This is a genomic window from Pseudomonas sp. LBUM1656 (genome assembly GCF_059716065.1).
Window position 1 is genome coordinate 3196804 of the sequence record NZ_CP166800.1, and the last position, 14655, is coordinate 3211458.

The 14655-nt window shown below is 61.3% G+C and carries 12 protein-coding genes; 1 reads left to right on the forward strand and 11 read right to left on the reverse strand.

Annotated elements, in window-relative coordinates; translation table 11 throughout:
* Positions 1–47: 47 nt before the first annotated feature.
* From ACA072_RS14530 to ACA072_RS14550, 5 genes are all read right to left on the reverse strand, one after another.
* The gene (locus ACA072_RS14530; RefSeq protein WP_497624903.1) at positions 48–2537 is read right to left on the reverse strand and encodes an efflux RND transporter permease subunit; all 2490 of its coding nucleotides are present in this window, start codon (positions 2535–2537) and stop codon (positions 48–50) included.
* 16 nt (positions 2538–2553) lie between these two features.
* The gene (locus ACA072_RS14535) at positions 2554–3639 is read right to left on the reverse strand and encodes a WD40/YVTN/BNR-like repeat-containing protein (RefSeq protein ID WP_497624904.1); all 1086 of its coding nucleotides are present in this window, start codon (positions 3637–3639) and stop codon (positions 2554–2556) included.
* Between the two features lie 68 nt (positions 3640–3707).
* Positions 3708–5066: a DUF1329 domain-containing protein gene (locus ACA072_RS14540; protein WP_497624905.1), complete on the reverse strand. Its 1359-nt coding sequence runs from the start codon at positions 5064–5066 to the stop codon at positions 3708–3710.
* 38 nt (positions 5067–5104) lie between these two features.
* Positions 5105–7120, reverse strand: a complete 2016-nt coding sequence (locus ACA072_RS14545) for a DUF1302 domain-containing protein (protein ID WP_497624906.1) — start codon at positions 7118–7120, stop codon at positions 5105–5107.
* A 128-nt stretch (positions 7121–7248) separates the two neighbouring features.
* The gene (locus ACA072_RS14550) at positions 7249–7815 is read right to left on the reverse strand and encodes an RBBP9/YdeN family alpha/beta hydrolase (RefSeq protein WP_497624907.1); all 567 of its coding nucleotides are present in this window, start codon (positions 7813–7815) and stop codon (positions 7249–7251) included.
* Between the two features lie 260 nt (positions 7816–8075).
* Here ACA072_RS14550 and ACA072_RS14555 point away from each other — a divergent pair, with 260 nt between their 5' ends.
* Positions 8076–9125, forward strand: coding sequence for an AraC family transcriptional regulator (locus tag ACA072_RS14555; protein WP_497624908.1), 1050 nt, complete (start codon positions 8076–8078; stop codon positions 9123–9125).
* A gap of 127 nt (positions 9126–9252) precedes the next feature.
* On the opposite strand, the gene ACA072_RS14560 is transcribed toward ACA072_RS14555, so the two are convergent.
* The 6 genes from ACA072_RS14560 to ACA072_RS14585 all read right to left on the reverse strand — a co-directional run bounded on the left by ACA072_RS14560 (position 9253) and on the right by ACA072_RS14585 (position 14641).
* Positions 9253–10263: a YeiH family protein gene (locus ACA072_RS14560; protein ID WP_497624909.1), complete on the reverse strand. Its 1011-nt coding sequence runs from the start codon at positions 10261–10263 to the stop codon at positions 9253–9255.
* Positions 10260–10586, reverse strand: a complete 327-nt coding sequence (locus ACA072_RS14565; protein WP_497624910.1) for a Rieske (2Fe-2S) protein — start codon at positions 10584–10586, stop codon at positions 10260–10262. The genes ACA072_RS14560 and ACA072_RS14565 overlap by 4 nt, the downstream gene beginning before the upstream one ends.
* Positions 10583–11245 carry a DsbA family oxidoreductase gene (locus ACA072_RS14570; protein ID WP_497624911.1) on the reverse strand — a complete coding sequence of 221 codons (663 nt, stop codon included), beginning with the start codon at positions 11243–11245 and terminating at the stop codon, positions 10583–10585. The genes ACA072_RS14565 and ACA072_RS14570 overlap by 4 nt, the downstream gene beginning before the upstream one ends.
* Positions 11242–12561, reverse strand: coding sequence for an MFS transporter (locus ACA072_RS14575; RefSeq protein ID WP_497624912.1), 1320 nt, complete (start codon positions 12559–12561; stop codon positions 11242–11244). The genes ACA072_RS14570 and ACA072_RS14575 overlap by 4 nt, the downstream gene beginning before the upstream one ends.
* 92 nt (positions 12562–12653) lie before the next feature.
* Positions 12654–13706, reverse strand: coding sequence for a beta-keto acid cleavage family enzyme (locus tag ACA072_RS14580; RefSeq protein WP_497624913.1), 1053 nt, complete (start codon positions 13704–13706; stop codon positions 12654–12656).
* A gap of 86 nt (positions 13707–13792) precedes the next feature.
* A complete protein-coding gene (locus ACA072_RS14585; protein WP_497624914.1) occupies positions 13793–14641 on the reverse strand; it encodes a TauD/TfdA dioxygenase family protein in 849 nt (282 codons plus the stop codon).
* Positions 14642–14655 lie beyond the last annotated feature (14 nt).

Below are 14655 nucleotides of genomic sequence, written 5' to 3' on the forward strand. Positions count from 1 at the left end.
AGCTTATATAAGTTTTTATCAATCGTTTTGTTTGCTTAAGTGCCAGGCTACGGGTGTGCCCCAACAAGTTCCGCCGGGCGTTCGGTGGCCCTTGCTGGAACGGGCGCAATGTTTCGCAGCAGAAAGTGCGACAGCGCCGGGATCAGGATCAACGCCCCGAGCATATTCCAGAGGAACATGAAGGTCAGCAGGATGCCCATGTCGGCCTGGAACTTGATCGGTGACCAGGCCCAGCACACCACTCCGGCGGCCAGGGTGATACCGACCAGCCCCACCACCCGGCCGGTGAACGACACCGCGTTACGGTAGGCCTTTGCCAACGGCAGGCCCTGGCGCTGGTATTGCAGCTGCACGCTGAGTAAATACAGCGCGTAATCCACGCCGATCCCGACCCCCAAAGCGATCACCGGCAACGTCGCCACCTTCACGCCGATGCCCATGACCACCATCAAGGCCTCGCACAGTATCGACGTCAGTACCAGCGGCAACAGCGCCACCAGCGTGGCGTGCCAACTGCGGAAGGTGATCAGGCAGAACAGCGTCACCGCCGCGTACACGTAAAGCAGCATCGTATGGTTGGCTTCACGCACCACGATGTTGGTCGCCGCTTCGATACCGGCGGTGCCGGCGGCCAGCAGAAATTGTCGGTCCTCGGTGCTGTTTTCCCTGGCGAATCTGTCTGCGATGGCGACCACCGCGTCCAGGGTTTCTGCCTTGTGGTCCTTAAGAAAGGCAATCACCGGCATGACCGAACAGTCGGTATTGAACAATTCCGGCGCATTGACCGAGGCCTGCTGCGCGGCATAGTTCAGCACGTTCTGGTTACGCTGGATGCTGTTCAGCTTGGGGTTGCCCTCGAACGATCCCGCCGTGATCTGGCGCACCGCGTTCACCAGCGATGAAGTCGCTTGCACGCCCGGGTATTGCTGCAGTTCCCAGGCCAGACGGTCGGCCAGGATCAGCGTCTGATAATTCAGGCAGCCTTCCGGCGGGGTTTTGATCATCACCGCGAACAGGTCGCTGGACAACGCATAGTGACTGGTGATGTAGGCGTTATCGCGGTTGTAGCGCGAGTCCGCGCGCAACTCCGGGGCGCCACTGTCGAGGTCGCCGATCTGCAGTTGCAGGCTGACCACGAAGCCCGCGATACCCAACGCCACGGCACCGAGCACGATGCCCGTGGCCCACTTGCGTGTGGTGAAACAGTCGAGCAGATCCCACAGTTTGCCAAAGCCGCGACTCTGGGCTGCGCGGGTGTCGATCTTCAGTGCGCGCTCGGCAGCCTTGGCGCCAACACCGATGTAAGACAGCGCCACCGGCATCAGCAACAGCGAGGTGAAGATCAAGACGGCGACGCCGATACTGGCGGTAATCGCCAGGTCCTGGATCACCGGAATGTCGATCAGCATCAACACGGCGAAGCCCACCGCATCGGCCAGCAACGCGGTGACACCGGCGATAAACAGACGGCGGAAGGTGTATCGCGCCGCCACCAGTTTATGGGTGCCACGGGCAATGTCCTGCATGATCCCGTTCATCTTCTGCGCGGCGTGGGACACACCGATGGCGAAGATCAGGAACGGCACCAGCACCGAATACGGGTCGATGGCGTAACCCAGCCAGGCCACGATGCCCAACTGCCAGACCACCGCCGTCAGCGAACAAAAGATCACCAGCAACGTGCTGCGCAGGCAACGGGTGTAGAGGTAGATGATGACGAACGAGGTGACCACGGCCAGACCGAAAAACATCATCACCTGGATCAGGCCGTCGATCAGATCGCCGATCAATTTCGCAAAGCCGATTACCCGGACCTTGTACTTGCCCTGCCCCTCCTCCCCCGCCTGGCGTGCCTTGCTGTCGCCGGCAAACTCGATCTTGTCGCGCAGTTGCTCTTCAAGCATCTGCGCGAACGCGTAGTAATCAATGCGGTGACCCGTCGCCGTGGTCTTGTCCTGCAGCGGCACGATCAACATGCTCGATTTGAAATCGCTGGCCACCAGGCTGCCAACGACGCCCGCGCGGTTGATATTCTGGCGTAGCTGTTCGATGTCTTCAGGGGAACCTTGGTACGCATCGGGCATCACCGGGCCGCCCTGGAAACCTTCCTCGGTGACTTCATTCCAGCGCACCGCCGGGCTCCACAATGACTTCATCCAGGCGCGGTCAACGCCTGCGGTGAGGAACAAGTCGTCGTTGACTTGCTTGAGCACGGCCAGGTACTCGGGGTCGAAAATGTCGCCCTGGGTATTCTCCACCACCACCCGCACGGAGCTGCCCAGGCCGCGCAACGAATTGCGGTTCTCCAGGAAGTTTTTAATGTAGGGCTGGCTCTGCGGAATCATCTTTTCGAAGCTGGGACGCAGCTCCAGGCGAGTAGCCGCCATGTAGCCCAGCACCAACGTGATCAACGCCATAAACAGCATGAACAGCGGGCGGTAATTGAATACCCAGCGCTCCAGCCGGTTGCCGGAGTGCCGATCGAAGTCACGCAAGTGGCGGATCACCGGCATGGTGTCTTGCTTGATGTTTGCCATGTCTGGGTACTCGCTCTTATGGATCCGGTGATGACTTGACGTTCAGTGCGCGTGCACCACGACTGCCCACCAACACCAGGCTGCCGTCGGGCGCCTTGATGGCGCCGGCTGATGGGGACAGGTTTTGTTGAGGCACCAATGTCAGTCGCGTGCCGTCTACGTGGACCAGCATTTGTCCTGCCAGGCTAAACAGTAGGTATCGACCCTTGGCGTCCACCGTGGCGGTGGTGATGCTGGTCTGAAGGCCAGTCTTGAGCGGGGTCCAGCTGGAACCTCCGTCGAGGCTGCGAAATACATGCCCGCGCAGACCGTAGACAAACACTTCGCCGGGCCGGCCAATCGCTCCGAAAAAGCTGCCCTGATACGGCGAATCGAGTGCCACGAAACGCTGGCCCGGGTCATCCCACTTGAGCAATAACCCCTGTTCGCCAACGATGTAGAGCGCATCCCCCGTGGAGGCGATGGCATTGAGGTGCAACCCTTGCGGGTTGTCGGTGCGGTCCTGGAACGGTGTCCAGTGATGACCGCCATCGTCGGTACGCAGGATCAGGTTGAACGCACCGACCACATAGCCGGTTTTTTCATTGGCAAACCAAACGTCGAGCAGCGGTTTGTCGGCGCCCTCCTCTGTCAGCCGCTGCCCGTCGGCGACGAGCGCCGCCCATTGTTCGTTGGCCGGTTCGGCACGGGCCAAAGCGCCGTAATGTTCAACCAGCAACGCACCGATCTGGCGGCCATCCAGTTGCTTGGTCCAGGTTTGGCCGGCATCGCTGCTGTGCAGCACCACCCCGTCGTTGCCGACTGCCCAGCCTCGGGTAGCGAAAGGAAAACTGACGGCATTCAGGTCGGCACTGACCGGTACGGCAGCCTGTTTCCAGTCTTTGCCGCCATCATCGGAGTAGAGAATATGGCCACGTTGTCCGACGGCGACCAGTCGTTCACCCGCACGGGCTACGCCCAGCAACGGGCTGCGGACCGCCAGGGCACTCGCCTTGGCCGGCTGGTCCAGCACGTCGACGAAGCTGGTGGCGTGGGTGAAGCCCTGCAACAGAGCAAGGGCAATGCCCAGCGCCAACTGTCGGTGCTTTTTGTACGAACACATACGGCGTCCTCATGAAAAAACTGCGCCGGGCGCACGTCGTGTGCAGCCCGGCGTTGAAACAGGTCGCTTTAGCGGATACCGGCGCCCGCCAGGGACTCCGGCGACCACTGCGCCTTGGACAGCGAGTCGATGTAACGGATGCCGCCGTAAGGGCCCACCACACCGTTGATGTTGTAGGAGCCGCCGACCAGGTCGTAGATCATGAAAGGTGTGGAGTCCGGCACCTGCTTGTCATAGCTCTGGCTGAGAAAGGCGAAGGAACCGCGATAGAGCTGACCACGGGCGTCGTACTGGTCAGAAGCCAGTGCCGCCCAGCTGTCTTCATCGAGGTAGAAACGACGCTTCTGATAGACGTGACGTGCACCTGCCTTGAGGTTGCCTTCCACCACCCACACGCGGTGTTTCTCCCAGCGTACGAAGTCGGGCGCAAGGTGATTGGGCGTGGTCAGGCTTTTCGGATCCTGGGCGTAGGTCAATTTGTAGGTGTTGTACGGCACGATCATTTCCTGCTTGCCGACCAGCTTCCAGTCGTAGCGATCCAGTGCACCGTTGAACACAAACACATCGTCGTAAGTGCCGGCACCGGCAGTCCCCGGGTTCGGCGTGTCATAGGCCAGGTTCGGTGCCAGTTTGACCCGGCGCTGGCCCGGCAGGTACTGCCAGGCACGGCGCGGTTGCTCCAGCGGGTTGGCGGCGTCCTTGAGCATGATCGACTCGCCGGCCCGACGCGCCGGCCCGGTGTAATACAACTTCATCTGGTAGTACACGTCGGCACTGCTGATGGGCTGCGCCATATTTTCGTAGATCGGGTAAGTGATGAACGCCTGTCCCGTGGTTGCCAGGCTCGCGACCCCGGCCGAGTCGACGTTCCAGGAGTCGTACTTGGAGTTGATGTTGACGCCCTGATAACGCAGCAGGAAATTCCACATCGCCTCGCTGCCCGATTGCGGAATCGGAAACGGCACGCCGGGCAATACGTTATCGATGGCCAGTCCGCCTTCCAGGGACTTGGCGCCATTGGCGTTCTTCAAGCTGTTGTCCAGCACCGCTTGCGGCAAGGCGACGGTGCGGTGGGTCGGGTAGACATCGACGCGGTAGCTGGGGAAGCGCTTGGCCAATTCAACCGTGGTAGCACTGAGCATGCCCTTGTACTGTTCGACGTTCTTGCCATCGATTACCAACACCGGTTTCTCGCTGGCGAAAGGGTCCGGACGCATGCTGTCGCCGGCCTTGAAACTGGCCGGGGCGGTGGTCAGCCCCCCGGCATAAGCGGGAATGGAACCGTCGGCGCTGGCGGCTTTTTCGGCGCCGATCAGGGTCAGGCTGCTGCCCAGCCGGGCGGCTTCTTGAGTCGAAACGGCTGCCTGTACATGAACGGCAGCGGCCATGGCCAGGGACGCGGCCAGCAGAGTTGGGATGAATTTCATGGGGCATACTCCTGCTTAGTGACTAAGCATTGGATGAATCAGAAGGTGGTTTTCAGCGTCAGGTACAGCGCGCCACGGTCTTCGGTGGTCGCACCGCCGCCCGAGAAGGCTGAGTAGCCACCGGCGTAGCACGCATAGTTTTCGTTACCGCTGAAGGCGTTCGGCGTGGAGCCGTCGCCACTTCCGGCGTTGGCCGCACCGGTGCTGTTGCCGCTGACATTGCACTTGTCAGCCTTGCCGAAGGCGTCCACGTATTTGAGGTCGACGAAGTACTTGTTGTAGATCGCTGCACCGACGCCAAACGCATAGTTGCCGGTGTCTTTCGCGCCACCGCCCGAGACCGGTGAAACGCCATCCAGGCCTACGTTGACGGACATCGGCAGGCTCATGTCCACGCCCGGGAATACCTGGTACCAGGTCGGCGTGAAGTTGACCGCGATGCCCCAGTTGTCACGGGTCGGTGCATCGAGACCGCGGTAAGTGCTCTTGCCCTTGTAGAGCGCCTCGTTCTTGCTATCGAGCTTGAGCAGGTTGCTGTAGTAGAGCTCGGCGAGCAGCACGGCCGAGTCGAACACCGGGGTCTTGGGCAGGGTCATCAGGCCGTTGATCGTCCAGTGCAGCGTGTCGCCGGTGGCGCTCATGCTGTCGCCATCGTGCGGGGTGTCGTAGATGATCCCGGTGGCGGCGCTGCGTGGAGGCAACAGACCGAGGCCTCGACCCAGCCCGAGCGGACTGTTGGTGCTCACAATCGCCGGGATACTGGCCAGCGGCATTTGATGGCGGATGTTCAGGTCACTGCCGACGCTGATACCGCCGATGTCCTTGGACAGGCTCAGGCCGAAGATGTCGATCTTGTCGGAGTACGCCAGTTGATAGGTGGCGGTGCTCAGCGAGTTCAGCGTGTTGACCACCGCCGGCACTTGACCTGCCGGGGCGGTGCCATTGGCATTGGCCGAGCTCAAACCCCTGGCGTCGAGCCAGGCCTGAGGCAAAATGTCCGACGTCTGGCGGTAGTAAACGCCGAGGGTGCCGTCCAGCCACGCGGGCGACCATTTGGCCATGACGCCCCAATCACCAGAATTTCGAGGTGTCAGGTCATCGCCACGGCGCACGTTGGTCAATGCGTTGCACGGTGCCAGGCCGCAACCCAACGGGCTGCCAGGGACCACCGAATTGGTGTTGCCGAGCAAGAACGATTGCGCGCCGAAACCCACCAGATCGGAACCGCCATAGTAGGTGCCCGCTTCAGGCAGGCGCGCGGCATCCCAATCGAAGAAATACTGGGCCCCCACCGTCAGCTCGGGATTGACCGTGAAGGACATCGACATCTGGTTGCGCGGGACAAACAGCTCCTTGGCCTCGGTGCCGGGCGATGCCGCCAGCTTGGCCAGGTCCAGGCCAGCCTGGCCGTAGCTGATCGAATGCACCGGGTTCAGGATGGTTTCGCCCCAGAACACGTTGTGTTGCCCGGCCTTGACGCTGAACAGCGACTCCTCGCCCACTTCGGTGCTGTAGAACACGAAAGCGTCGAGGATTTCACCGGAGGGGCCGGTGTAGTAGCGCTGGGCGTAGTTGCTCAGGTGTGGACTGCCGTTGCCGACATTGTCGCGAGTCACGGGCGCCAGGCGCGGGTCATTGGCGACCAGACCCGAGGTGCCGCCATTGCCGTTGACGAACGGGTTAGAGTTGGAGCCGGTGTTTTCATAAGCCTTGTCGTACCAGCTCGCGGCACTGACACGAAATCCCATGTGGTCCTTGTAGACCACATCCATCTCGGTCAGCAGGTCGACACGATGGGTGATGTTGGTCCCGGCCTTGCGAAAATTGTAGTCGCCGTCGTTGTTGTTCGGCGTTCCCAGCATGCGCTTGTCCGCACTTTCGGTGCGCACGCCGTAGTTGTACTTCACGGTGTTATCAAAACGCACGGCCCAGTCAGGATTGCCGGTATCCAGCTCAACGGCGTGGGCCACCGGCAGGGATGCAGCGAGGATGGCCAGGGCCAACAGACTGTGACGCGAAGGGTGTGTGTGGCCGTGACTCTTATTGTTATGCATTACGGTGTCTCCGCCTTGTTGTACTTATTTTTAAGCGCAGCTTTCCTTGCACAGGCCCTGGTGAAAGGGCTGGCGTTTTTTTGCGTTAGAGCAGTTGCCGGACGTGTCGCGACCGGCCAGATGCCTGACTAGCGATCCAGTTCCAGAATGAGTGCTTCGGCTTGTGGGCAATGGCCAAAGCCCGAGGCAGGATTGAGGTGGCCGACCTCGCCAAGGTTGACCAGTTCGCTGCCCCAGGCGCGGGCCATCCGGGTCACGGCCTCGAGGCTGGCCAGGTGATCGTTGGTGCTGCCTGCCACGATGCTGCGAAAAGGCAGCGTGCCGGCAGGCAGAGGTTCCCAGCCCTGGGTTCGAAGGGTTTCAGGGGACGGGTAGCCTTGGGGCCAGGTGGCATCGAGGTCCGGCGGCGTGGCCAGCAGCGCACCCTTGATCGGGGCGCGATGCCGGGAAGCCCAGTGCGCGACCATCAGCACACCGGCGCTGTGGGCAACCAGAATCACCGGGCCGTCGATCTGCTCCAGTTCATGCTGGATCGCCCGGACCCGGGCCGCGCAGTCGAGCTTCTCGGTTTCAAGCGGCGGGACGCTGCGCACGTTGCTCAACCGGGCCTCCAGCAGCGTTTGCCAGTGTTCGGCAACGTGGTCGCGCAGACCCGGTACGATCAGAACGGTTGCGGTTGTTTGCAGTTTGCTCACTTGAACACCTTCGCCTTCACGATGACTCGACTGGCTGTGTTGCCAGAATCTTTTTGTAGGTCCGACATTAAAGAGCCCACACCCGGTGCGCTTTTCATTTGACGACAGCGATTTTTCTTTTGATGACACCGGGAGTGCCGCTGATTAGTGGTCATGGAGAAGCTGCAAACGTCGTCGGCAAAAACTTTTCATTTCATTAGGTGCTGGCTATAGTCGGCCACGCTCATTTCCATCGAGTCCCCACCAGGAAAGACTTCTGCATGACCAAGCTTGTTCGCGCCGCCGTCTTGACCAACTACCTGGAAGTGGCCCACTACCTGGGGCTCAATCCCCATGATTTGCTGGCGAACGTCGGACTGAGCAAGGCCCGCCTGCAAGCCCCCGAGCACCGGATTCCAATCGATTCGGCGGTGCGCCTGCTGGAGGATTCGGCCGCAGCCAGCGGCTGTCAGACCTTCGGCCTGAGCATGGCCGAATCGCGTCAACTCTCGGATTTCGGCGTTGTCAGCCTGCTGCTCAGCCATCAGCGAACGCTGCGCGATGCCTTGCACGTGTTGGTGCATTACCGCCATCTGATGAACGATTCCCTGGCGATCTTTGTTGAGGAAGCGGGCAGGATGGTGATCATCCGCGAGGAAGTGGTCACCGAGTCACCCATGCCCTGCCGACAGGCCAATGAACTGGCGATCGGTGTGATGTTCCGGCTCTGCGCCGCCTTGCTCGGTGCGCATTGGCACCCCTACAGCGTCAACTTCACTCACCAGGCTCCGGACAACCTGCAGTTGCATCGGCGCCTGTTCGGTTGCAACCTGGAGTTCGGCAGCGAGTTCAATGGCATCGTCTGCCCTGATGCCAGTCTCGACATGACCAACCCCCAGGCCGACCCGGCCATGGCCCGTTATGCCCAGCGCTACCTGGACTCGCTGCAGAGTCCCGAAGGACCGTCGACCCTGTTCGAAGTGCGCAAGGCCATTTATCTGCTGCTGCCCATGGGGCGCGCCACCATCGAGCAAATCGCCCAGACCCAGGGCATGAACGTACGCACGCTGCAGCGTCGCCTTAAAGACGATGGCTGCGCGTTCAACGACCTGATCAACGACGTTCGCCGCGACCTGGTGCTGCGTTATCTGGAGAACCCGAATTACTCGCTGGGCCGGATCGCCGACATGCTCGGCTATTCCATGGCGAGTTCTTTCACACGCTGGTTCATCACCCAATTCGGCATGCCGCCGGCCACCTGGCGCAGCACGCAAAAGCCCGGCTTTTCCAAAGTGTCGACGGACACCCCTCCCTCCCCTGGCCCCACATAATCCTGAGCAAAAAAAACGGCGACTGCTGGTACAGTCGCCGCAAAAAAACCGGTGCTTATGACGCCGGTCGAGTGCCGCAGTGCGTCGGAGTAAACGCAATGCGGCAGCTGTGTAAAAGGGACCGGGGTTACATCCCCCAGCGCAGCAACAGCAGCACAAGAGCCACCAGGAACACGGTCTCCCCCACCATCAGCAGGATCGGCTTGATACCCACGGCGGCCAGTTCCTTGAGCTGGGTTTTCATGCCCAGGGCGCTGATGGACACCACCAGGCACCAGCGCGACAACTCATTGACTGAACTCTGCACTAGCGGTGCCACCCATCCGGTGCTGTTGATACACGCCAGAATCAGAAAACCGACAGCGAACCACGGCAACAGCGGCGGCCGTTTGCCTGTGGGGTCGGCGCCCTGCATCCGGGTAATCATGGCGGCGCAGACGATGACTGGCAGCAGCATCGCGACACGCATCAACTTGACCACCGTGGCCGTATCGCCTGTCTCGGTCGACAGGCTGTAACCGGCGCCGACCACCTGGGCGACATCGTGGATGGTCGCGCCCAAAAACACCCCGGCCACCTGCGGCGACAACGACAGCCAGTTGGCGATCATCGGATAGACGATCATTGCCAGGGTTGAAAGCGCCGACACCCCAATCACGGTAAATAACGTGGCGCGCTCTTTCTGCGGGTGGTTTGGCAGCGCCGCAGCCAGCGCCAAGGCCGCCGAGGCACCGCAAATTGCGGTCGCCCCGCCGGTGAGCATGCCGAACAAACGCTGAAAACCCAGGGCCTTGGCCGCGATCACCGAGACGCCGATGGTCACGATCACCAGAATCACCACCAGGGCCACCGGTTTCCACCCCAGCGCCGCCATCTGTTCAAGGGTGATGCGCATACCCAGCAACGCCACGCCGATGCGCAATACCGTGCGCGCCGTGAACTCGATTCCGGCCTTGCACGCGCCGTCACTCGCCAGGAAGTTGATCGCCATGCCCAGCAACAAGGCGAGCAGCATCACCGGCGCATCGTAATGCTCGGACAGAAAGGAAGCGGCCGCCGCAACGATCAGGCTGACGATGAAACCGGGCGCCAACTCGCGCGTTCGGCTATGGATTCGGGTGAGAGCAATGGCGCTCATGGCGCGGCCTCCTGGGAAACGATGACGATAAAGGCCTGGTCGTCGACCACCTCGACCGGGTAGTGGGCGACCTTGAGTGTGTTGGAGTTGAGCAAGTAGCCGCTGGCCAGATCGAAACGCAGCCCATGGGCGCAGCATTGAATCGTTCGCCCGTCGAGGCGCCCGCCACACAGCGAGGCGCCCTGGTGTGGGCAGCTGTCATCGATGGCGAATAAATGCCCGTCGACGTTGAACAGCGCCAGGCTTTTGTCTTCGAATTCGAACAGCGCACGGCCACCGGCCTGCGGGTGTTTGCCGGCAGGTACGGGAATACGTCTGGTCATGCCGGTTGCCGCTCGCGATCACTGTCCTTGAGTGCTTCATTCATGGCCCCGAGCAGCGCCTGGGCCGGTTGTGCTCCGATCACGGTCATACGGCCGTCGAACTGAAATCCCGGCACGCCACTGGTCGCACCGGGGAATCCGTCAAAGGGCGTGGCGTCGCCCTTCAGGCACTCGAGCACCGTGTCCGTATCGACGCCGCAAGCGCGGGCAATGGCGAGCAACGTCTCCCGGCAACCGAGGTTTTCGCCTTTGCGGAAATAAGCGGCGAACAGTCGCTCGAGCAACATTTCACGCTGAACAGCATTGCCCTGCGCGCTGACACGCTCGAACAAACGATGGGCATCAGCAGTGTTGGGCATCGTCTCGATGCGGCCCAGGTCGATGGCCAGTCCAACCGCCCCGGCAGCCCGTTGTACCTGGGCCTGGCGCATGGTCATGGCGTCGGCATTACCCAGACGCTTGCGATAGAAGTCGGCGAAGGGTTCGCCTTCTACCAGCAACTGAGGCAGCAACTGCACCCCATGCCACGCCGTGGTGATCTGCACACCCGGATGGCGACTGCGAAACTGGACCTGCGCATGCTCCAATTGGCGCTTGCCGATCAGGCACCAGGGACAGATGAAATCGAAAAACACGTCAATCCGTAAACGACCGCTCACAACTTCACCTCGCACGCTGCTGTACCGGGCACGTCATGGACGCGCTCATCCCTCAACCGAGCGATGTCTTTGTGGTAATGACACAGGGCATAAAAGAACACCGCCGCCGCCAGGACACTGACGAGAGGCACCAGTTGGAAGGCGCCGTGCAGGCCGATCACATCGGACACTCGGCCGGTGATGAACGGCCCCGGCGCCAGGCCCAGCATGTTGTTGGCCAGGGTCAATGTGGCGAACGCCGTGCCGTGGACCGAGTAATGGGTCAGATTGGCAACCATTGCCCCGGCAGGGCCCGTAGTGCCCGCGGCAATCAGCATGCCCAGGCAGATCATCCCCAGTTGCGCAGGCCCCGCCGGCAACGCGAAGGCCAGCGACAACAGCACGCAGCTGCCCAGGCAGTACGCGATAGCCAGGGACACCTTGCGCTCCGGCGAATGGCGGCACAGACGGTCACTGAGCATGCCGCACAGGATCATCCCCACGCCGCTGCACAGCACGATGATCGCGGCCATGCCCCCGGCTTTGTCCGTCCCCATGGCGTAGTAGCGATTCAAATAACTGGGCATCCACACAATCACCGTGCCGCCGACGAAAAGCTGCAAGCCGCTGCCCACATAAGTGGCGATCACCGAGCGGCTGGAAATCAGCGTGCGCAACGGGTGTTTGACCTTGGCGGCAGCCTTGTTCACCACGCGCTGCGGCGCGATGCGTGCTTCCTTGACGATGATCGGGTAAAGCATTGCCAGGACCAGGCCGAACAGCGCCATGCCGGCAAACGACCAGCGCCAGCCAAGCTTGGCCGCGATGGCGCCGCCCAGGGCCATGCCAAATACCGATCCAAACATGCCGCCCGCCATGAAGGCACTGGCCAGCGTCGCACGCAGGTGTTTGGGAAACACCGAAATCACCACCGCGATGCCGACGCTGCCGTACGCCGCTTCGCCGACGCCGACCATGAACCGTGCAATGAACATCTGCTGATAGTCCTGCGCCACTGCGCAGCCCAGCGTCGCCAGACTCCACAGCAAAGCCATCAGTGCCAGGCTCTTGACCCGGCCGAAGCGATCCGCCAGCAATGACAGGGGAAATGTCAGCAGCCCCACCATCAGCGCCACAATGCCACTGAGCAGGCCGAGCTGGCCGTCGCTCAGGGCCCATTCGCCCTTGAGCATCGGGAACACCGCGTTCAGCACCTGGCGCGACATGTAATCGGAAATCAACAGCCCGAACGTCAGTGCGAAGACGATCCAGGCATACGGGCGCGCAACACCGACAGCACCGTCGTCATCGTCTGCGGCAATTGGGTGAAAGGCCATGCAGCCTCCTCAAAGCTTTGTTTTATTGTTGTTATCAAGCGTGTTGCAGTGCAGTGAGCGGGAGGCCACTGGCCTCCCCCTTTGTCTGCCGATCAGCCGCGTTGCGGCACACCTTTCTGCCCAGCCTTGCGGTTGGGGGACATGCCGTTGGCGAGCAGCGTTTCTTCAATGCTCTGGTACTGCACGCCGATGCGGTAGATCTCACGGGCTTCTTTGCCGGTGGCGATTTCGCGACCCAGTTCATGGGCGATGCGCACAGTCTGCTGGATCTGCGCAATCGAGCCGAAACGATCGCCCTTGTGATCAATGATAGTGTCTTCATTGCCCACACGCGGGTGCATACCCATGGCCATCGACATGGTGTTGAACGGCATGACGTTCTTGAGCAGCGACTCGGAGGTCAGGGTGCAACCGTCTGGCGCGCGGTGGATGAAGTTGAAGAAGTTGAACGGATTGGGGCCATCGAAACCGCCGCCGATACCGATCCAGGTCAGGTTCAACGGGCCCTTGTAGACGCCCTTGCGCACCAGGCGCTCAAGAGTTTCCATGGCATGCATGCCGGTCAGCTGGAAGTGCGGCTGGATGCCGTTGTCCATCAGACGCTTGAGGTGCTCGGCGACCCAGGCCGGGCCTGCCGGCACGGTCATCTCGCTGTACGCTGCCTGAATAAGGGGGTTCGCCAGGGACGTGCCTTCCAGGTATTGCGGATAGAGCAGTTCCATGATGTTCATCTGGGTGGTGTTGATCGCCACGGTGACCTGATCGGGTTTTGGCGTCAGCTCGGCCAGCATGTGTCGCGTATCGTCAGACAGCCATTTCGCGGCTTCACCATCGCTTTCGGGCGCAAAGGAAATCGAGCCCCCGACCTGGATGATCATGTCCGGCACGGCTTCACGCACACCGGCGATCAACTCGTTGAATTTGGACAGACGCTTGGAGCCCTTGCCGTCCAGTTCGCGCACGTGCAGGTGCAAAACAGTTGCACCGGCCTCATAACAATCCACCGCCTTCTGCACCTGCTCGTCCATGGTCAGCGGGATGTCTTCGGGAAAGTCTTCCGGCATCCATTCCGGGCCGTACGGAGCCACGGTGATGACGACCTTTTCCATGTTTTCCGGGTGCAGGGAATCGTCGAAGAATTGCATGGGTTACTCCTGTTCTTATTGGTTATCCGCCCAGCCGGAATCGTGCCCGGTGGGCGCAGTGACGAGTGCGAATGCAGAGGGGTCGATCAGTAAGTCGTGTCGCCGATGATCCCGGCACGCTCCATCTTGCGGTGACACGGCGGGTAATCCATGACCGCGTAGTGCTGGGTGCTTCGGTTATCCCAGATCGCGATGCTGTTGGGCTTCCAGCGCCAGCGCACTTGATACTCGGGGATGTACGCCTGGCTAATCAGGTAACGCAGCAATTCACTGGCGCCCGGGTTGGCGTCCTGGCCGAAGCGCACGCGCTCGGGGGTGTGGTAGTTGCTGAAATGGGTGGTGAAGGCATTGACGAACAGCACCTTTTCCCCGGTTTCCGGGTGGGTGCGCACCACCGGGTGTTCTGCATCCGGGTACATGGCTTTGAGTGCCAGGCGATTTTCGACCGGCATGGCCGCGCCAAAGCTGGCCTCGATGCTGTGCCGGGCGCGCAGGTCGGCGATCTTCGACTTCACATCATCAGGCAGGTTTTCGTAGGCTTCGACCATGTTCGCCCACATCGTGTCGCCGCCCACGGGTGGACATTCCACGCAACGCAGCACACAGCCCATCGGGGGCGCCTCGCGCCAGGTTGCGTCGGTGTGCCAGGCATTTTCGTAGCGGTCCATCGGCTGGTCCGGCTTCTTGTAGATGCGCACCAGACCAGGGTAATCGGGGTCGCTGCCGGCCACCGGGTGATCCTCCAGTTCACCGAAACGACGGGCGAAGGCCACGTGCTCTGCACGACTGATGTTCTGGTCGCGCAAAAACACCACCCGATGCGTGAGCAACTGGGCACGAATCTCGGCAAAAAGACCGTCGTCATGGATCGCGTCGGCGAGGTTGACGCCGATCAGCTCCGCGCCGATGTTGCAGGTCAATTGTTCGACTTTCATGGCAGGCCGCTCCC